This is a genomic window from Streptomyces lasalocidi (assembly GCF_005280215.1).
GTDB classification, from domain to species: domain Bacteria; phylum Actinomycetota; class Actinomycetes; order Streptomycetales; family Streptomycetaceae; genus Streptomyces; species Streptomyces longwoodensis.
In genome coordinates, this window is record NZ_SZNQ01000001.1 from 7,888,596 (window position 1) to 7,907,873 (window position 19,278).

Annotated in this window: 16 protein-coding genes; 8 read left to right on the forward strand and 8 right to left on the reverse strand. The window is 73.2% G+C overall.

Annotated elements, in window-relative coordinates:
- Positions 1-2 precede the first annotated feature (2 nt).
- Entirely contained in the window at positions 3-1,382 is a 1,380-nt protein-coding gene (locus tag E4U91_RS39335) for an RICIN domain-containing protein (RefSeq protein ID WP_241678798.1), read from the reverse strand.
- On the reverse strand, positions 1,379-2,158 hold the full coding sequence (locus E4U91_RS35150; RefSeq protein WP_137311176.1) for a type VII secretion system-associated protein: 780 nt from the start codon (positions 2,156-2,158) through the stop codon (positions 1,379-1,381). Before E4U91_RS35150 ends, E4U91_RS39335 begins: the two co-directional genes overlap by 4 nt.
- 973 nt (positions 2,159-3,131) lie before the next feature.
- Here E4U91_RS35150 and E4U91_RS39840 point away from each other — a divergent pair.
- A complete protein-coding gene (locus E4U91_RS39840; RefSeq protein WP_338326704.1) occupies positions 3,132-3,869 on the forward strand; it encodes a mannose-binding protein in 738 nt (245 codons plus the stop codon).
- Between the two features lie 15 nt (positions 3,870-3,884).
- On the opposite strand, the gene E4U91_RS35160 is transcribed toward E4U91_RS39840, so the two are convergent.
- A complete protein-coding gene (locus tag E4U91_RS35160) occupies positions 3,885-4,298 on the reverse strand; it encodes a thiol-disulfide oxidoreductase DCC family protein (protein WP_137310542.1) in 414 nt (137 codons plus the stop codon).
- A gap of 163 nt (positions 4,299-4,461) precedes the next feature.
- Between E4U91_RS35160 and E4U91_RS35165 the strand changes: the two genes are divergently transcribed.
- Together E4U91_RS35165 and E4U91_RS35170 are read left to right on the forward strand one after the other, a co-directional pair.
- A complete protein-coding gene (locus E4U91_RS35165; protein WP_168218228.1) occupies positions 4,462-4,863 on the forward strand; it encodes an STAS domain-containing protein in 402 nt (133 codons plus the stop codon).
- A 7-nt stretch (positions 4,864-4,870) separates the two neighbouring features.
- The gene (locus E4U91_RS35170) at positions 4,871-7,123 is read left to right on the forward strand and encodes a SpoIIE family protein phosphatase (RefSeq protein ID WP_137310544.1); all 2,253 of its coding nucleotides are present in this window, start codon (positions 4,871-4,873) and stop codon (positions 7,121-7,123) included.
- Positions 7,124-7,219: 96 nt separating this feature from the next.
- Here E4U91_RS35170 and E4U91_RS35175 read toward each other — a convergent pair whose 3' ends face one another.
- Together E4U91_RS35175 and E4U91_RS35180 are read right to left on the reverse strand one after the other, a co-directional pair.
- On the reverse strand, positions 7,220-7,927 hold the full coding sequence (locus E4U91_RS35175) for a CBM20 domain-containing protein (protein ID WP_168218229.1): 708 nt from the start codon (positions 7,925-7,927) through the stop codon (positions 7,220-7,222).
- A gap of 343 nt (positions 7,928-8,270) precedes the next feature.
- The gene (locus E4U91_RS35180) at positions 8,271-9,653 is read right to left on the reverse strand and encodes a DUF2252 domain-containing protein (RefSeq protein WP_174867908.1); all 1,383 of its coding nucleotides are present in this window, start codon (positions 9,651-9,653) and stop codon (positions 8,271-8,273) included.
- Between the two features lie 275 nt (positions 9,654-9,928).
- Here E4U91_RS35180 and E4U91_RS35185 point away from each other — a divergent pair, with 275 nt between their 5' ends.
- Complete coding sequence (locus tag E4U91_RS35185) at positions 9,929-10,198, forward strand: amphi-Trp domain-containing protein (protein ID WP_137310546.1); 270 nt, start codon at positions 9,929-9,931, stop codon at positions 10,196-10,198.
- An 88-nt stretch (positions 10,199-10,286) separates the two neighbouring features.
- Here E4U91_RS35185 and E4U91_RS35190 read toward each other — a convergent pair whose 3' ends face one another.
- Together E4U91_RS35190 and E4U91_RS35195 are read right to left on the reverse strand one after the other, a co-directional pair.
- On the reverse strand, positions 10,287-11,021 hold the full coding sequence (locus E4U91_RS35190) for a D-Ala-D-Ala carboxypeptidase family metallohydrolase (protein WP_137310547.1): 735 nt from the start codon (positions 11,019-11,021) through the stop codon (positions 10,287-10,289).
- A gap of 191 nt (positions 11,022-11,212) precedes the next feature.
- Positions 11,213-12,856: an alkaline phosphatase D family protein gene (locus tag E4U91_RS35195; RefSeq protein ID WP_137310548.1), complete on the reverse strand. Its 1,644-nt coding sequence runs from the start codon at positions 12,854-12,856 to the stop codon at positions 11,213-11,215.
- Positions 12,857-13,153: 297 nt separating this feature from the next.
- On the opposite strand from E4U91_RS35195, the gene E4U91_RS35200 reads away from it, so the two are divergent.
- Positions 13,154-14,260 carry an ABC transporter permease gene (locus tag E4U91_RS35200; RefSeq protein WP_241678799.1) on the forward strand — a complete coding sequence of 369 codons (1,107 nt, stop codon included), beginning with the start codon at positions 13,154-13,156 and terminating at the stop codon, positions 14,258-14,260.
- Between the two features lie 80 nt (positions 14,261-14,340).
- Here the strand turns inward: E4U91_RS35200 and E4U91_RS35205 are convergent, their stop codons facing one another.
- A complete protein-coding gene (locus E4U91_RS35205; protein WP_137310549.1) occupies positions 14,341-15,060 on the reverse strand; it encodes a VOC family protein in 720 nt (239 codons plus the stop codon).
- Between the two features lie 319 nt (positions 15,061-15,379).
- Here E4U91_RS35205 and kdpF point away from each other — a divergent pair, with 319 nt between their 5' ends.
- Genes kdpF through kdpB form a run of 3 tightly spaced genes read left to right on the forward strand, consistent with a single transcriptional unit; the run spans position 15,380 to position 19,277 of the window.
- Positions 15,380-15,469 (forward strand): K(+)-transporting ATPase subunit F, encoded by a 90-nt coding sequence (kdpF, locus tag E4U91_RS35215; RefSeq protein WP_067241407.1) that lies wholly within the window; start codon positions 15,380-15,382, stop codon positions 15,467-15,469.
- 8 nt (positions 15,470-15,477) lie between these two features.
- Entirely contained in the window at positions 15,478-17,139 is a 1,662-nt protein-coding gene (kdpA, locus tag E4U91_RS35220; protein WP_137310551.1) for a potassium-transporting ATPase subunit KdpA, read from the forward strand.
- On the forward strand, positions 17,139-19,277 hold the full coding sequence (gene kdpB / locus E4U91_RS35225; protein WP_137310552.1) for a potassium-transporting ATPase subunit KdpB: 2,139 nt from the start codon (positions 17,139-17,141) through the stop codon (positions 19,275-19,277). Before kdpA ends, kdpB begins: the two co-directional genes overlap by 1 nt.
- Position 19,278: the final 1 nt, after the last annotated feature.

A 19,278-nucleotide genomic window follows, 5' to 3' on the forward strand; every position in this document is an offset into this window, starting at 1 on the left:
GGTCAGACGCTCCACTTCTGGTTGTCGGCGCCGATGCAGGTCCACAGGTGCAGGGGCGCGGCGTTGCCGGGGTTCACGTCCTTGATGTCGACGCACTTGCCCACCACGGTGTTCACCAGGTCGTGGCTGCCGTTCAGCGTGAACTGCTGGGCGGCGTTGCCGTTGCACCAGGCGATCTGGATCGGCGTGCCGTCGTTGTAGTTCGCGCCGGCCACGTCCAGGCACTTGCCGCCGATGCGAATCGTGCCGTCCGAGGCGAACTGCCACTTCTGCGCGGCGGTGTTGTTGCAGTCCCACACCCACAGCTGCTTGCCGTCGCTGAAGTCACCGTCCGGCACGTCGATGCAACGGCCGGACAGGTGGCTGCGGAAGGACACGGGCGCGCTGAACGTCACGCCCGAACCGGCCTTGGCGTCCCGCTTGGTGCTGCTGCCGCCGCCACTGCTGCCGCCACCGCTCTTGCTCGTGCTCTTGCTGCCGCCGGTCTTCGCGCCGCCGGTGCCCTTCGCGGGTGCCTTCGGGCGGTCCTGGGCAGCGGTGGCCGGGTGCGACTCACCGCCGCCCGTGGCGGGGTGCCCGGCCGGGGTGTGCGGTGCCGGCTTGGTGATGGTCTTCCCGGCCGTGCCGGAGGGGCTGTTGTCGGGCGAGGCGACCACGAAGTCGCCCGGCGCCTCCTGGCCGTCGTCACCGAGTACGGTCCCGGCGCCCGCGACCTTTGTGCGGTCGTCGCCGTCGTCGTGGTTCCCGCCGAGCACCAGGAAGGGGACGGAGACCAGCAGCGCGCCCGCGACGGCAGCTCCGGCCAGCACGGCCTTGCCCGGCCGCCCGACCGGCGCGGCCTGTTCCCGGGGCCGGTCGATCGCGGTCTGGGTCATGGTCCGTACGAGGGCGGGCAGCCTGCTCTTGGCCGCCGCGGCGGCGCCGGGCTCGGCCTCACCGTCGGCCGCCTGCGTACGACCGTCGGAACCCGTCACCGTCCCGGCCTCTGCGTCGGGGGGCGTGGCGGTGCCCGGGGCGTCGGCGTCGGCGGGCTCGGAGGAGCTGCCCTGCGGGGTGGCCGTGCGCTGTGCGGCGGGCTCGGCTTCGCCGGCCTCCGCGGTGGTCCGGGTGGCGGACCCGGGCTCGGCTTCGGGTTCCGGTTCGGTGGCGGGCTCGGACCCTGCCGCGCCCTCGGTTTCGGCGGCCGCCGCAGTCCCGGTCTTCGCACGGGTTCCGGTTTTCGGGCCGTTTGCGGCCTTCGGATCATCTCCGGCCGTCGTACCCGTCTGCGGACCGGCCCCGGCCAGGGTCCCCGAACCCGCCTCCGTCTCGCCCTCGGCCTCCGTACGGTGTTCGGGGCGCCCCCCGGAGGAAGCGGGCGGCTGCTGGGCGGATCGCGTCACGAGGTTCTCCCGGTGGTGGGGGACACGGGGTCGGGTGGGCCGTCGGGCCGAGGCGTGGCGGGGGAGTCGGCCGTGAGGACGGTCCGCTCCTCCCCCTGGGAGCCGGGGACACTGTCCGCCGGGACGAGCAGGGGAGCGGCGGCGCCCGCGTTGACGAGCAACCAGGTGCCGGGCGCGCTCAGCGAGCGGACCAACTCCCGCGTGGCAAGGGTGTCGTGCCGAAGTGCCGGGGACATGAACTCGTGTGCCGGCGAGGTGAACAACAGGACCACGGGGTCGCCGTCCCGTCCCACGGCGGTCAGCGGTGCGCCGTCCGGCCCGCGCACCACGGTGACCTCGGCGTCGGCGAGTGCACCGAGAGCCTCGTCCGTCGAGCCGTAACCGGTGGCGGCGCGTTGCGCCGCGGCGTCGACGGGATCGGTGGGTTCGGGCCAGCCGAGCATCCGCGCGGAGGGGCGGTAGGCGGGGTTGGCCCGGAACTCCGTTGTCTCGCCGCGCTCGTCGGACTGCCATTCGCCCAGCACCGCCCACTCGGGCACGGTCCCTCGCCCGGTCCACTCCGGGTCCACCACGCCGATCCAGTGGCCCGGCGCCTGGCGGGCCGCCGCGCGCACGGCGTCGGGTATCCCGGGTACGTCGGCGGTCCCTGAGGCGTCGGCAGCCGTGCCGGTACGAGGGACGGCCGGACCGGAAACGGAAGCGGCGACCGGGGCGGAGGTATCAGGTGACACGGGCAGGGCGCCTCTTCTGGCCTCTTGTCGTTCTCGGGGCCACATCTCCACCTGAACTCTTGAGCCGTACGCCTTCGTGGGTGCCGAACGGCACGTCTGCATGCCGACATCGATCAGCCGGAGCCCTCAGCATGCCACACCAACGCGGCCCGCGGGCGCCCGGGTTGCGTCCGAAAGGGCCCCTGGCGTGCCCGTTTGCTGCCCGGGTGGAGAACTATCCGGGAGCAGCGTGGCGTCGGGGGACAAAGCGCCGGGGCCGGCGGGACGGGTGCGAGGTGATCGGCCGCGAAAGAAGCTAAGTTGGGCCTGTCGCCGAACGCGGCGACGTGCAGTGCCGGCCGGCCCGACGGCCACAACGGTGTCGTACGGCGGACCGGGCGACCGGAAGCGGCGACGGACCGGCCCCCGCGGCGCGGCCGTGGCTCAAGCGGAACGCGACGGCCGGGGTGAGTCACGTCTCACCGAGGCGGCCGGAGTTGCCCGACGACCGCCGGGAGCAACGGAGTTCGTCCGGCTCGGCGCCGCTGTGCGGGCCCCCGACCACCACCGAGCACTCCGCCACCGAGGAGGAGCAACCCCCATGTCTCCCCAGCAGCACACGCCCGGCGCGCGAGCGGAGAGGGCCGGCAACTCCGGCGAGGAGGAGGCCGGCACCCCTCCGAGCCCTTCCGCATCTGCCGAGGAGGGGCCGAGCCCGGCTCCCGCGCCCGCCGCGCAGGCGGGTGCCGCGCTAACAGGGGACCCCGTTACCCCCACCCCGAAGGCCGCCCCGACCCCGGAAACTGCCTCCGCCCCGGAGGCCGCCCCCGCCCCGGCATCCGACTCCACCGCACAGCCCGATGCCGACCCCGAAACGCCTTCCGACCCGGCCTCAACCGGCTCCGCCGCCGGCGCGCCCGCCGTAGCGGCCCCCGCCGCGACCACGCAGGCACCGGAGACACCCGCCGGGCCGGAAACGGCCACCGCGACCGCGGCCACGACGTCCGCCGCGCCCGAGGAACCCGTCACCCGCATCGGCGTGGCCGCGGCTGTCGCCACGGTTCCGCCGAGCCCGAAGGCCGGCACCGGCGTCGACGCGGGGCGCCCCCGCAAGCCGGTCCTGGCGGGAGCCGCGGTCGTGGGGGCCGTACTGATCGCCGTCCCGCTGGCCCTGGCCGGCGGCGCGCACGACAAGGACGGCGGTAAGCCCTCCACGACGGTGGCCGCTCAGGGTGCGGACACCGTCCTCCAGCCCGAGTCGGCCCCCGCCGCCCTCGACGACTACGTGGCCGAGAAGCCCACCGTGTCCCCGAGGGCGAAGAAGCCGTCGAAGAGCGCGGCGCCGGTGGCCGCAGCACCCCAGGCCGTGCCTCCCGCGCCCAAGCCCAGCAGCTCGCCGTCCAAGTCCGCCAAGCCGAAGCCGAAGCCCAAACCCAAGCCGGCCCCCAAGCCGAACTGGAGCACAGAGACCGTCTCGGCGGTCAGTGTCCTGGAGGTCAACCAGGCCTGGACCACCAACCGCATCCGCATGGTCATGCAGACCGACGGCAACCTCGTCGTCTACAACGAGCTGGACAAGCCCATCTGGGCGTCCATGACCTTCGGGCAGAACCACCGCGCGATCTTCCAGGGCGACGGCAACCTCGTCATCCACAACGGCGACGACCGTCCCATCTGGGCGTCGAAGACCCACGGTCACGAGGGCGCACAACTGGTGCTGCGCGCGGACGGCAAGGTCGTCATCATCCACAACGGCCAGGTCATCTGGTCCACCTGATCCACAACGGCCAGGTCATCCGGTCCACCCGACCCCGGCCGCGCGGGGCTCCGACGGCGCCGCGGGCACCGCGCACGCGGGTGTCCCCCCGGGCAGCCGCCCACGGTTCTCGGCCACCAGCCGGTACACGCCGTGGGCGGCCCAGCGCACCGGCGGCAGCGTCAGCAGCGCGCCCAGGACGGGCCACGCGCCGCGCGCGCTGAGCAGGATCTTCGCGACGGCCTGCGCACCGCCGTACACCCGCCCGGTGGGCGTCACCCACAGGGCCTCGTACCGGGCCCGCCCGGCCGTCACGCCGAGCGACGCCAGGTCCGCGTGCTGCCAGGCCACGACCTCGCAGCGCGGCCGGAGCAGTCGCCGGACGAGGCCCACCGACGTGGTGCAGAAGCCGCAGTCGCCGTCGAAGACCAGTACTGGTTGGGTGCGCATCCTCCCACTGTCCCGCACTCCGCCCCGTTCCCGTCACGCGGGCCTCCGACGGTGCGGAGGGGCGGCGCTCGCGCTGCCCGAAGCAGGGTGAACGGCGATTGACGTAGGGTCGCAGGGGCAGCAGCCAGGTGGTCCAGGTGGTGGCGAGGCGGAGGCGGGCGAGGTGTTCTCGGTTCAGGTGGGTTCGACGGTGGGGGCGTGCGTGCTCACGCTGCGCGGCGAGCTGGACCACGACAGCGCCGTGCAGATGGACGAGGCCGCCGACCAGGTGTTCGCCGAGGGCCGTCATCGGCTGCTGGTCGTGGACTGCACGGAGCTGGAGTTCTGTGACTCCTCCGGCATCGGCTGCCTGGTGCGGATGTACCAGCACCTCGCCGCGCGGGGCGGTGTGCTGCGGCTCGCCGCGGTGCCCGCGTCCGTCGCGCGCGTCCTGTCCCTGACGGGTCTGGACCAGGCGATCGCGGTCCACGCCACCCTGCACGACGCCTTCCGTGCCGGTGGTGCGCGGCCGACGTTCGGCAGCGACGACGGCCTGTCCGCGTTGCCCCGGGCGAGCGGGAGGTGACGGGGTGATGACCTACGCGGCGGGTGGGCAGCCCGGGCCCGGTGGTTCGCCGGACGTCGGTGAGCTCCTCGCGGGCACGGCCGAGCGCGACCTCCACGCGCTGTTCGGGCAGTCCACGGCGGTGTTCGCCTCGCTGGCCGGACCCGCGCACGTGGTGGAGGTGGCCAACGCCGCCTTCTTCACCGCGATCGGCGGTGACGCGCGCACGCGCACGGGAGTGCCCCTGGCACAGCTGATGCCGGAGCTGACCGACCAGGGGTTCCTCACCCTGCTGGACCAGGTCCACGGCACGGGTGAGCGGTACGTCGGTCGGGAGGAGCGCGTCCTCCTCGGCACCGGCGGCGACATGCGCGAGGCGTTTTTCGACTTCACCTACGAGCCCCGGTTCGACGAGGGCGGCCGGGTCATCGGTGTGCGGGTCATCGGCGTGGAGACGACCCAGCTCGTCCACGCCCGGCGCCTGGCCGCCGAGCACCGGGTGCTGCTGGAGCAGATCGCCCGGCAGGCCCCGGTGGAGCAGGTGCTGGAGGGCATGGCCCGGGCCATCGAGGACCTCGCCGCGAAGGAGGTGCTCGTCTCCGTACTGCTCGCCGACGCCGACGGCCGGCACCTGCGCCACGGCGCCGCGCCCAGCCTCCCCGGCTTCTACAACGCCGCCATCGACGGCATAGCCACCGGCGAAGGGGTCGGCTCCTGCGGGACGGCCGCCCACCGTCGCGCGCCCGTCATCGTCACCGACATCGCCACCCACCCGTTCTGGGACGACTTCCGCGACCTGGCCGGGCGTGCCCGGCTGGCCGCCTGCTGGTCCACGCCGATCCTCGCCCGCGACGGGTCCCTGCTCGGCACGTTCGCGATGTACCACCGCACCCCGCGCGCTCCGCACGAGGCCGACCTCGCCCTGGCGCGGGTGTTCGCCGACACCGCCGCCCTCGCCATCGAACGCCACCAGGCCGAGGAGGCGCGCAGGGCCGCCGAGGCGAGGGAGCAGGCCGCCCGCGACGACCTGGCGTTCCTCCTGGAGGCCAGTACCCGGCTGGGCACGGACCTCGACCACACGCAGACCCTCCAGCGCGTGGCCGCGCTGTGCGCCCCCAAACTCGCGCCCCTGTGCGCGGTGGACATCGTGGCGGGCGGACGCGTCCGCCGCATCGCCACCGCCGCCCCGACGCCCGCCGAGGAGAGCCTCCTCGCGTCGCACACGCCTGGCCACGACGCCGCCGACGACGTGGTGGCACGGGTGCTGGCCTCGGGGCGGAGGGAAGTCGCCTGCCGGCCTCCCGAGGGTCCGGGCCCCTGGCGCGACCTGAAGGTCACCGGCTACCTGTGCGTCCCCCTGCTGCACCGCGGCACGGCCTTCGGCGCGCTCACCCTGCTCACCACCGACGAGGACGCCTTCGACGGGCACACCGTCGCCCTGGCGGAGGAACTCGCGCGGCGCGCCGCCTCCGCGGCCCTCAACGCCCGCCAGTACACCGAGCGCGTCGCCCTCGCCCGCGACCTCCAGGCGGGCCTCCTCCTGCCGGAGGTGCCTCCCGTGCCCGGCGCCCGGGTCGCCACGTACTACCACCCCGCCGGCGAGGGCCTCGACATCGGCGGCGACTTCTACGACGTCTTCCCGCTCAGCGACACCACCTGGGCGTTCATGCTGGGGGACGTGTGCGGGCGCGGGGCGACCGCGGCGACCACCACCGCGCTGGTCCGGCACACCGCCCGCGCGGTGGCCCACCTCCTGCCGGGTCCCGACGCGGTCGTCCAGGCCGTCAACCAGGCCCTCCTCAACCGTCCGCCCAGCCATGGAACGGGCTTCGTCACCCTCGTCTACGGCCACCTCACCCCCCTCGACGACGGCGGCCTCGACGTCACGCTCGTCCGGGCGGGGCACACCTTCCCCCTGCACCTCGCCGACGGCCGCGCCGCACGGACCGTCGACTGTGAGGGCTCGCTGCTCGGCATCACGCCGGACCCGCGCCTGGACACCCACCGCCTCCGGCTCCGCCCGTCCGAGAGCCTCGTGCTCTACACCGACGGCCTCACCGAGGTCCGCGACCCGGACGGCGACCAGTTCGGCGAAGACCGTCTCGCCCGGGCCCTGACCGCGCGGCACGACGGACGGCCCCAGCGGATCATCGACACGCTCATCGAGGCGGTGCACGCCTTCACCGGCGGCAAGGGCATCGACGACGACCAGGCCGCCCTGGTCGTGACCGCGACCGCTCCGGACGACCCGGAGCGGACGCCGGCCGTGTCCGGTCGGTGAACCCGACGGTGCCGGGACCCTCATGGGCGGGGGATACTGGCGGGCGCCGGGGCCGGGGGGTATCCATCACGTACCCCCCGGCCCCGGTGCCGGTCGTCAGCGCCAGGTGTCGTTGACGGTCAGGGTGCCGGTGGGCGGGGTGACGACGGTGCGGTTGTCACCGTTCTCCCAGGTGACGGAGCCGTCGGGGTTCTTCTTGAAGTACTTGTACTGCACGGCGGTGTTCGGCGGCAGCTGGTGGGCGCCGGTCCACAGCGGGTAGGTGCCTGAGCCGGTGGTCAGGGGCACGGCCCGGGCCGGGTCCCAGCTGCCGAGGTCGGGCAGGTCGCCGGTGACGTAGAGGTTCTGGCCCCAGCCGGTGGTGGCGGTGGCGCGGAAGGTCGCGGAGACCGGGACGACGTTCCAGCTGTCGTCGGTGCCCGGGGCGTCCGCGGAGACGGTCAGGGTGCGGTTGGCGCTGCTCTCCCACGTGATCGTGCCGGCGGGGGAGCGCTTGAGGTACTTGTACTCCACGGTGGCCCCGACGGGCAGCCGGACGCCCGCCGACCAGTTCGGGTAGGAGCTGGCGGTGGTGCCCAGCGGGACGGCCTTGGCCGGGTCCCAGCCGCCCAGCTGCGGGACGCTGCCGGTGACCAGGAGGGTCTCGCCCTCCGTGGCGGCCTTCACCCGGAAGGTGACCGAGGTGTCCTGCGCCGTGGCCGCCCGGGCGTGGGGGGCCGTGCCGGCGAGCAGTCCGGCGAGGAGCACGGCGAGCATGAGCACCGGCCGCAAGGCGGCGGGCACCCGGTGACGTATCGAGAACATGACATCCCTTCGCATGAACGAGGCGGCGGATCCACGTCCGCCGACCGCGCACATCCCAACACAGCTTGAAGTCGAATGGTGACGGCATGCGCTCGAAGCGTTCATCCATGCATGTGATCCGGCCGTCTCGTCCGGCTCGTCTCGCGACTTCCTTAAAGTTGTGAACGAACCAACGGCAGTCGCGGCGGGAAGTTGATCAAGCTGGTGGGCGAGGAAGCGGGCGACGACACGGACGCCGCGGGCTTCACCCGCAGGTCACCTCACGGCGGTGAACAGGCCGTCGTGGGCGGCGGCCCGGCCTTGCGCAAGATGACGCAAAATCTTTCAGGCCGGATGCCCGGCGCTACGCCGGCGGGGCGGAGGGCAGGCGGCCGTCGGCGAGGGCCCGGGTGAAGGCGGCGTGGTCCTCGCGGGTCTGCCGGGCGTAGGCGAGGGCGAACGCGGCGACGGCGCGGTCGAAGGAGTCGTCGTCGCCCAGGTACGCGGCGATCGCGGCGCGGTGGCCCGAGCGGGCGTGACCGCGGGCCAGGGCACGGCCGCAGAGCCCGGCGTACTGGCGCATGAGGCTCTCGGACATGTCCTGGACGGACGCGGACCCCTTCATGTCGAGCAGCTGGCGCCAGTAGAACTGACGCCCGGTGGGACCGGTCGACCAGCCGAGGAAGATGTCACCGAAGGCCTGGAGCAGCCGCTGGCCTTCGACCACGCGCCGCCCCTCGTGCGACACGGGCACCCGCACGTACGGGGCGAGGACGGAGGGTTCCGCCTCCTTGGCCTGCAACAGCAAGAGGTCACCCGCCACGCGTCCCTCCAGCAGCAGGAGGTAGCAGCGGGTCCCGACGCTGCCGATCCCGACGACCTTGCGCGCCGCGTCCACGAACCGGAAGCGGTCCAGCAGCCGGGCCTGCGCCGGGGGCAGGGTGGCGCGGTAGTCCTCGAAGACGTGCTCCACCGTGGCACGGTCGTGCTCCGCGACCGGCTCCACCAAGGGCGGGTCGGGGACGAACCGGGGCCGGCCGTCCGCACCGGGGGCGGTGAGCTTGGCGATGGCCTTGCTGCTGTCCGTCTCCCGCGCGCGGTCCAAGCTGCGGTGGAGCCGGGCCCGCTGCAGCGAGTTGCCGACCTCCTGGAGCAGGTCGTCGGCCGCGATGTGCTCGTACCAGACGGCGAGTTCGGTGGCGGCGGCGAGTTCGGCCAGGTGGGTGCGGTAGCCCCGGGCGGCCTCGGCCGCGGCGGCCGCGGCGGCCTGCGGGGACGCGCCGTTGTCGTCGGCGGCCACCGCGATGCTGCACGCGAGCCGTTTGACGTCCCACTCGAAGGGGCCCGGCAGGGTCTCGTCGAAGTCGTCCAGGTCGAAGACCAGCCGGCGCTCCGGTGAGGCGAACAGCCCGAAGTTGGACAGGTGCGCGTCCCCCGACAGCTGCACCGTCAGGCCGGAGTCCGGCAGAGCGGCCAGGTCGGCGGCCATCACGGCGGGCATGCCGCGGTAGAAGGCGGACAGGGACCCGGTCATCCGGCCGTGGCGGATCGGCATCAGCTCGGGGATCCGCGGCTCGGCCTCCTCCAGGAGGATCTCCACGAGGTCCCGCCGCCCGGGGGAGGCGGCCCACTCGCCGTGGAGGGCCAGCGGGAGGCGTTCGCGTGCCGCGAGTCCCGCGCCGGGGGAGTCGTCGGACGCCGGGGATCCTGCGGGGGGCTCGCCGGGGGATGCGGAGGTCGTGGACACGGGTGGCTCCTGTGGGGGTGGGCCTCGGGCCAGACGCGGTGCCGCGGTCGACACGCTCGTCCCCGTGCCGGGTCTCAGCGGCCAGGGGCCTGTCGCCGGCCGCGTGCCCGTGCGCGAGTGTCGCCTCCAGCGTCCCACGCCTGGCCGGAGCCGCCACTCCGAGCGGTCGGGGGCGAGGGGCGGGTGGCCGGGCCTTCTCGGCGAGCCGGTGCGGGGGTGCGGGGCCACAATGGGACACGCCCGCTGTTCCCGACCGACGGTCCCGGGAGGCTGCCGTGAGCGATCTCGAATTCGAACAGAAGCGGACCCTGTCCCGCGCCGAAGCGGCTGACCAGCTCGAGGCGCTGGCAGCCGCGGTCAGGCGCGGTGGCCAGGCCGAACTGGAACTCGGCCCCGGCCGGCTGACCGTGCGGATCCCGGACGAGCTCCACACCGAGATCGAGGTCGAGCTGGAGGACGGCGAGATCGACCTGGAGGTCGAACTGTCCTGGCGGACACCCCAGGCGCAGGCGCAGGCGCAGGACGGGAACGCGGACGACGACTGACGGGCGGTCGGGCCGGCGGCGGCAGTGCGCCGTCGTGGCGGGAGACGCGGGCGACCGCACTCGCCGTCCGCCGGCTCCGACCGCGTCGTCAGATGCCGCAGTTCGGGGCGGACCAGTAGGGGGAGGGGTCGAGGGCGACGTGGGCGTGGTCGTTGTGGTCGGGGTAGCCCGGGCCGAGGATCTCCGAGAAGCCGTGCGTGCGGGCCTCCTGGGCGAGGCGGCACAAGGACGGTGAACCGGTCAGGTCGGCCGCGTCGCCGTACAGGTGACGGCTGCCGGCCGCGCCGCCCACGGCGCTGTTGCAGGCGTAGGAGCGGAAGCCGCTGGAGACGGTGAGCGGGACGTCACCGAGCGCGTGGCGCATCGCCTCCAGCTTCCACATGGTCTTCAGCGCGTTCGCCTTGGCGGTGGCCGCCGACACGGCGCCGCCCGACCAGTCGGAGTTGCAGCGGTTGAGCTCGGCGTAGGAGAAGTGGACGGGCGTGCAGTCCGCGTCCTGGAGGGCGTAGAGCTTGCTGAAGGTCGCCGGCCCCGCGATGCCGTCGGCGGTGAGCCCGTACGCGGACTGGAACTTGCGCACGGCGGCGGTGGTACGGGCGCCGTACTGGCCGTCGTAGGAGAGGCGCTCGCCGGACGTGACCCAGCCCGCGACGCGGATCTGGAGCTGGGTGACGTCGTTGCCGGAGGCGCCCTGGGACAGGGTGCGGCTCCAGCTGTAGCACTCGTCGGCGTGCGCGGCGCCCGCCGTGGCGCCCACGCCGACCACCACGCCTGACGCGATCATGACAAATGCGGCGAGGAGGCGTGCGATCCGTCTGAACATCCAGACCTCCGGTTCGTCGGTGTGATGCCGCTCCCATGGCGGCGATCGGCCCCAGCTTGAGCCCCAACGCTACGCGCGTCAACGGCGCGGCCGTGGCGGGGCGGTGAACGACGGCCACACCCCGGCGCCCGGCGCCACCGCGCCGTCGACGGCGCCGGGGTGGGCGCGCGCAGGGCCGCCCGGGGTGACCGTCAGCCCACGGGCTCCAGTCCCGGGGACCCGGCCCGCGTGACGAAGGACGCCGCGGTCGTCACGGGCGCCCCCGGCCGGGTGACGTACGGGACGGTTCTGAAGTCGGCGCGGGCCTCGTCCTGTCCCAGCGTGACGTTCACGTAGCCGCGGCGGCCGTCGTAGAACTTCAGGTGCGGGTTGGCGGCGCGGTAGGTGGCCCAGTTGGCGGGCCGCTCCGCGCCGTCGCGTCCGCTCGTGACCGACGTGGTGACGATCTCCGTGCCCACGGTCCTGGAACCGGGGTCGGCGAAGTCGCGCTTGATGTCGAACGCGTAGTGCACGTGCACGTCGCCGGTGAGCACCATCAGGTTCTCCACGCCGGCCGCCTCGGCCCCGGCCAGGATCCGTTCCCGGGAGGCCGGGTAGCCGTCCCAGGAGTCCATGGAGACCTTGGACGGCGTCGCGGTGGTGTTGTACCGCCGCGAGAAGGTGACCTGCTGCGGTACGACGTTCCACAGCGCCCGCGACCGGCGCCAGCCGTCGATGAGCCACCGCTCCTGCGTGGCGCCGGTGAGGGTGCGTGCCGGGTCCTCGGACTCGGGGCCGGGGTACTGCCAGCCGTCGCCGTAGGCCTGGTCCGAGCGGTACTGGCGGGTGTCCAGGACGTCGAACTGGGCGAGCCGGCCCCAGTGCAGGCGGCGGTAGAGCCGCATGTCGGAGCCGGTGGGCAGCTGGGGCTGGCGCAGCGGCTGGTTCTCCCAGTAGGCGCGGTAGGCCGAGGCACGGCGCAGCAGGAACTCCTCGGAGGAGCCGTCGTCCTCCGGGACGTCGTCGGCGTAGTTGTTCTCCGTCTCGTGGTCGTCCCAGGTGACGACGAAGGGGTGCGCGGCGTGCGCGGCCATCAGGTCCGGGTCGGACTTGAACAGGGCGTAGCGCAGCCGGTAGTCCTCCAGCGTCACCGTCTCGCGGTTGAAGTGCGCCGGGAGCGTGCGGTCGGTGTACGCGCGGTGGTTGCCGGTGGCGTCGACCGCGTACTCGTACAGGTAGTCGCCCAGGTGGAAGACGACGTCCACGTCCTCCTCGGCGAGGTGGCGGTAGGCCGTGTAGTAGCCGTCGGTGTAGGCCTGGCAGGAGACGGCGCCCAGGGTGAGGGAGGCGGGGCGGGCGCCGGGCGCGGGTGCGGTGCGGGTGCGGCCGGTGGGGCTCAGCCAGGCGCCGGCCCGGAAGCGGTAGAAGTAGACCCGGTCCGCCGGCAGGTGGGACACCTCGACGTGGACGGTGTGGCTGAACTCGGGGTGGGCGGGGGCGGTCCCGCGCCTGACGATCCGGCGGAAGGCCGCGTCGTGGGCCAGCTCCCAGTGCACGGTGACGCGCTGCGCGGGCAGCCCGCCGTCGGGCTGGTACGGCTGGGGGGCCAGCCGCGTCCACAGCAGGACGGAGCCGGGCAGCGGGTCGCCGGAGGCCACGCCCAGCGTGAAGGGGTCGTCGGAGATCTTCCGGGCGTCGTACTCCGCGGCGGCCGCCGTGCCGGCGGCGGGCAGGTTCACCGCGAACGCGAGCGCGGCAGCGGCGCCGGTGGCCGTGAGGAAGCGGCGACGGCCGAAGTGCCGGGCGGCGGCGCGCAGTTCGGGAGCGTGCTGGGACGGGCGTGCTGCGGGTGTCATCCGGTCTCCCCTGTCGTGGTGGACGCAGGGGCAGTTGACCGGGCCGCGGCTACCGCGGAGGGGCCTGAACTTGGCAGGGCCATGACTTTCCCATGGCGGAATGATGTCCTCCGTCAGGGAGCGGGCGCTCCGTCCGCGCGGCACGGGCGCCTCCTGGCGATGCCCGCCGGGCTCCGCCTGCGGTTCCTCCACCGCACGCCGCCACCGTTTGCGGACCCTCGGGGTGACTGCTCGAATGTCCGGGGGAGGGGAGTGGCAGATCGCGTCCCGTGCCGGCCAGGTCCGAAGGAGCCAGACGTGAGCACCGACCCGGCGGCACCACCCGGCAGCGGCGGCAGCCCGCCGGGGCCGCGACAACGCGAGGACGGTGCCTGGGAGCGGTTCCGGAACTCACCCTTCTGGCCCGCGTGCGTGCTGGTGGTGATCCTGGCCGCGGCGGCCGGACTCTTCGCCGGCTCCTACACGTACGCGATGGCCGACCCGACTCCGCGGAACCTCCCGACGGCCGTCGTCGGGGGATACGACCAGGCCCGCGGCAGGGCGTTCCTCGACGAACTGGGCAAGAGCCTCGGCTCCTCGGTGCGGGCGCACACCTACCCCTCCCGCGCCGCCGCCCTGAACGCGGTCGAGAACCAGACCGTCTTCGCCGTCTTCGAACTCCGTGACGCGGGCCGGAACGTGGTCCTCGACGTGTCCTCCGCCTCCGGCGCGTCCGTCGCCGAGCTGCTGGAGCAGGCGGCACCGCAGGTGGGCGCCGAGGTCGGCGTGCGGGTGACGGTCCGCGACGTCAACCCGCTGCAGACCGGCGACCCCCGCGGCCTGGCCATCTTCTACATCTCGCTCGCCGCCGTCATCATCGGCTTCGTCGGCGCCATCCAGCTCAGCGTGCACGCGCGGTCCCTCACGCCACTGGAGAGGATCGCCTTCACCCTCGCGTACGCCGTGCTCGGCGGCTTCGCCATCGCCGCGACCGTGGACTGGCTGCTGGGCGCGCTCGACCTGCCCTTCGCGGAGTCCTGGTCCATCCTGGCGCTCACCATGTTCGCCAGCGGGATGACCTTCACCATGTTCAACACCCTGGTCGGGCGGTGGGCCATGCTCCCGACCTGGGGGGTGATGGTCCTGCTGGGCAACCCCTCCTCCGGCGGCGCCGTCTCGTGGCCCCTGCTGCCGTCCGCGCTCGGGATCATCGGACGCTGGCTCCCGCCCGGCGCCTCCGTCAACGCCCAGCACACCGCCGTGTACTTCACCGGGCACCAGCACGCCTTCCCGTTCCTCGTGCTCGCCGGCTGGGCGCTGGTCTCGTGCACGGTGTTCTGGACCTGGCGCCACCGCCACCCGGGAGGACGGGAGAAGGAGTCCCCCGAGGACGCGCCGGACACCGGCACGGCGGCGGAAGCCTGAAGGGCGGCGGCAGCCCGCGCCGCAGCGGGACTCCGAGCGAGGTGTGCCCGGCCGACCCGCACGCCGCCGCTGTCACCGCGTCAGTCGCGCGGCCCCGCGAGCACCCGGAACACGTTGCCGTCGGGGTCGGCCAGCAGCACCGCGCCGTCCCCGCCGTGAGCGGTGTCCAGGCGCTTCGCCCCGAGGGCGAGCAGGCGCTCCACCTCCGCCTCCCGGCCGCCGTCCGGCGCGAGGTCGAGGTGCAGGTCCCGGCCGGGGTCGGGCATGAGCGGCGGACCGCCCCAGGTGATCTTCGTGCCGCCGGCCGGTGACTGGACGGCGGTCTCCTCGTCCTGGTCCCAGACCAGCGGCCAGCCCAGCGCCTCGCTCCAGAAGTACCCCACGGCCTGCGAACCGTCGCAGGCGAGCGCCCCGATGCGGCCGCAACCGGCGAGGAACGCATTGCCCGGCTCGATGACGCAGAACTCGTTGCCCTCGGGGTCGGCGAGCACCACGTGGGACGCGTCCGGTCCCTGGCCGACGTCGCAGTGCCGCCCGCCGAGCTCGAGCGCCCTGGCCACCGTCTCCCGCTGGTCGTCCGGGGAGGAGCTGGTGAGGTCGAAGTGCAGCCGGTTCTGGCCGGTCTTCCGCGCCGGGGAGGGACGGAAGCCGAGGCGGTATCCGGCGTCGTTCCCGGACCGCAGGAGGACGCCGTCGTACGGCTCGTCGGCTGCCTCCAGGTCCAGCAGGGCCGCCCAGAACCGCGCCAGACGCTCGGGCTCCCGCGCGTCGAAGGAGAGGGCGAAGAGTCGGCTGCTCATGGCGTCACGCATCCTGGTCCGTCGGGTGCCCGCGGTCGGCAGGGCGCCGGGCCGGCGCCGCGCACGGGATCCTAGGGGCGGGCCGGCCGCGGTCGCAGCCCAATATCCAGCGCCGTAAGGGACCCGTCAAAGCCGTGGTCGTCGCCGTAAGGGAGCCGTCAACGGACGGCAGGACCGGGTGCGGGACGAGGTTTGCTTCCCTCGTCCGAGCTTCACCGCAATCGATCCTTGGAGTAGCGATGGCCGATCTGGCCTTCGTCGTCACCGTGCTCGCGGCGTTCGCGCTGGTGGCCCTCGTCGCCCGGGGGGTGACGAAGCTGTGACCGCCGAAAACCTCGTGGGCCTGGTCGTGGCCGTCGCCCTGCTGGGTTACCTCGTCCTCGCCCTGTTCTTCCCGGAGAGGTTCTGAGAACAGCCATGGGTCCCGTCACGGCCGGCGTGCTCCAGTTGCTCGCCCTCGTGGGCGCGCTGGCGCTCGCCCACATCCCCCTCGGCTCCTACCTGGCCCGGGTCTACTCCTCCCAGCGGCACCTGCGCGTGGAGAAGTGGATCTACCGGGGCATCGGCGCCGACCCCGACACCGAGATGACCTGGCCCGCCTACCTGCGCGGGGTCCTCGCCTTCTCGGCCGTGGGCGTCCTCTTCCTATACCTGCTCCAGCGCCTGCAGGGCGTCCTGCCCGGCTCGCTGCACTTCGCCTCCGTCGCCCCGGCGCAGTCGTTCAACACGGCCGTCTCCTTCGTGACCAACACCAACTGGCAGTCGTACTACGGCGAACAGACGATGGGTCACGTCGTGCAGACCGCCGGGCTCGCCGTGCAGAACTTCGTCTCCGCGGCGGTCGGCATGGCCGTCGCGGTCGCCCTGGTACGGGGCTTCGGGGGCTCGCGTACCGGTGAGCTCGGCAACTTCTGGTCCGACCTGGTGCGCGGCACCGTGCGGATCCTGCTGCCCCTCGCGGCCGTCGCGGCGGTGGTCCTGGTCGCCCGCGGTGCCCTGCAGAACTTCTCCGGCATCCACGAGGTCGGCCAGTTCACGGGCGGCTCCCAGCAGTCCAACGGCGGCGCGGTCGCCTCGCAGGAGGCCATCAAGGAACTGGGCACGAACGGCGGCGGCTACTTCAACGCCAACTCCGCCCACCCCTTCGAGAACCCCACCCCGTTCACCAACCTCCTCGAGATCTTCCTGATCCTCGTCATCCCGTTCTCCCTGACCCGCACCTTCGGCCTCATGGTCGGCTCGGTCCGGCAGGGCTACGCCGTCCTCGCCACCATGGCCACCATCTGGCTCGGCTTCGTGGCCCTGATGATGTGGACCGAGTTCGCCCACCACGGCCCCGCGCTCCAGGCGGCCGGCGCCGCGATGGAGGGCAAGGAGGTCCGCTTCGGTGTCGGGGGCTCCTCGATCTTCGCGGTCAGCACGACCCTGACGTCGACCGGCGCGGTCGACTCCTTCCACTCCTCCTTCACCGGCCTGGGCGGGGGCCTCACCCTGCTCGGCATGATGCTGGGCGAGATCGCGCCCGGCGGCGTCGGCTCCGGCCTGTACGGCATGCTCATCATGGCGGTCATCGCCGTGTTCATCGCCGGCCTGATGGTCGGCCGTACGCCCGAGTACCTGGGCAGGAAGATCGGCGCGCGGGAGATGAAGCTGGCCGCCGCCTACCTCCTGGTCACCCCGGCGCTGGTACTGGTGTTCACCGCGGCCTCGATGGCGCTGCCCACGCCCGGGCACTCGATGCTCAACCCCGGCGCGCACGGGTTCTCCGAGGTGCTGTACGCCTTCACCTCGGCGGCCAACAACAACGGCTCGGCCTTCGCCGGCCTGAACGCGAACACCGACTGGTACAACACCACGACCGGGCTCGCCATGCTGCTCGGCCGCTTCCTGCCGATGGTGTTCGTGCTGGCCCTGGCCGGCTCGCTCGCCGGGCAGCGGCCGGTCCCGGTGTCCGCGGGGACCCTGCGCACGGACAAGCCGCTGTTCACCGGCCTGCTGGTGGGCGCCGTTCTCATCATCACCGGTCTGACGTACTTCCCGGCCCTCGCACTGGGCCCGCTGGCCGAGGGGCTGGCGTGATGACCACCCGCACACAGAAGCCGGGGGACTCCATGTCCACAGCCACTCCCACCCGGGCGCCGCACGGCGACGCACCCGCCCCGGCCGAGCCCGCCGAACGACGGGTCGGCGCGGGCCTGTTCGACCCCCGGCAGCTGGTGCGGTCGCTGCCGGACGCCTGCCGCAAGCTCGACCCGCGGGTGATGGTCACGTCACCCGTGATGTTCGTGGTGTGGATCGGCTCCGTCCTGACCACCGCCTTCGCCATGAAGGACCCGGGGGACTGGTTCGGCTGGGCGATCAGCGCCTGGCTGTGGCTGACCGTCGTCTTCGCCAACCTGGCGGAAGCCGTCGCCGAGGGCCGCGGCAAGGCCCAGGCGGACACCCTGCGCCGCGCCAGGACCGACACCGTGGCACGCCGGCTGCGCGCGGACGGCACCCGCGAGGAACACGTGCCCGGCACCGAGCTGACGATCGGTGACCTGGTCGTCTGCGAGGCCGGCGACGTCATCCCCGGGGACGGCGACGTCGTCGAGGGCGTCGCCTCCGTCGACGAGTCGGCCATCACCGGCGAGTCGGCCCCCGTCATCCGCGAGTCCGGAGGCGACCGCAGCGCCGTCACGGGCGGCACCAAGGTGCTGTCCGACCGGATCGTCATCAGGATCACGACGAAGCCGGGCGAGACCTTCATCGACCGGATGATCAGCCTGGTCGAGGGCGCGGCCCGGCAGAAGACGCCCAACGAGATCGCGCTCAACATCCTGCTGGCCTCGCTGACGATCGCCTTCCTCCTGGCGTGCGCCACGCTCCCGCCGTTCGCGGACCACGCGGGCACCCACCTGACGATGGTCGTGCTGGTGGCCCTGCTGGTGTGCCTCATCCCGACGACGATCGGCGCGCTGCTCTCCGCGATCGGCATCGCGGGCATGGACCGGCTCGTCCAGCGCAACGTCCTCGCCCTGTCCGGCCGTGCCGTCGAGGCCGCCGGTGACGTCTCCACCCTGCTGCTCGACAAGACCGGCACCATCACCCTGGGCAACCGCCGGGCGGCCGCGTTCCTGCCGGTCGACGGCGTCTCGGAGGCCGAGGTGGCCGACGCCGCGCACCTGTCGTCGCTGGCCGACGAGACACCCGAGGGCCGCTCCGTGGTCGTCCTCGCCGAGCAGCGCCACGGGCTGCGGGAGCGGCACCAGGGCGAGCCGGCGCACGCCGAGTGGATCCCGTTCACCGCCCAGAGCCGCATGTCGGGCGTGGACGTCGACGGGCGCAGCATCCGCAAGGGCGCGACCGGTTCGGTCGTCGCCTGGGTCCAGCAGGAGGGCGGCACCGTCACGGACGAGGCGCACACGCTCTCCGACGCCATCGCGCAGGCGGGCGGCACCCCGCTGCTGATCGCCGTCAAGGACGACCGGGGCGCCCGCGTGCTGGGGGTCATCCACCTCAAGGACGTCGTCAAGGACGGCATGCGCGAGCGGTTCGCGGAGCTGCGCCGCATGGGCATCAGGACCGTCATGATCACGGGCGACAACCCGCTGACGGCGAAGGCGATCGCCGAGGAGGCCGGCGTCGACGACTTCCTCGCCGAGGCCACCCCCGAGGACAAGATGGCGCTGATCAAGCGGGAGCAGGCGGGCGGCAAGCTGGTCGCGATGACCGGAGACGGCACCAACGACGCCCCGGCCCTCGCCCAGGCGGACGTCGGCGTCGCCATGAACACCGGCACGTCGGCCGCCAAGGAGGCCGGCAACATGGTCGACCTCGACTCCGACCCGACCAAGCTGATCGAGATCGTCGAGATAGGCAAGCAACTGCTCATCACACGCGGTGCGTTGACGACGTTCTCCATCGCCAACGACGTCGCGAAGTACTTCGCGATCATCCCGGCGCTGTTCGCGGCCGTCCACCCGGGCCTGGACAAGCTCAACATCATGGGCCTGTCCTCACCGGACTCCGCGATCCTCTCCGCGGTGGTCTTCAACGCGCTGATCATCGTCGCGCTGGTCCCGCTCGCCCTGAAGGGCGTGCGCTACAAGCCCCTGAGCGCCGACCGGCTGCTGCGGCGCAACCTCACCGTCTACGGCGTCGGCGGGCTGTTCGCCCCCTTCATCGGCATCAAAATCATCGATTTGCTCCTCTCCCTCGTCCCCGGGATCGGCTGAA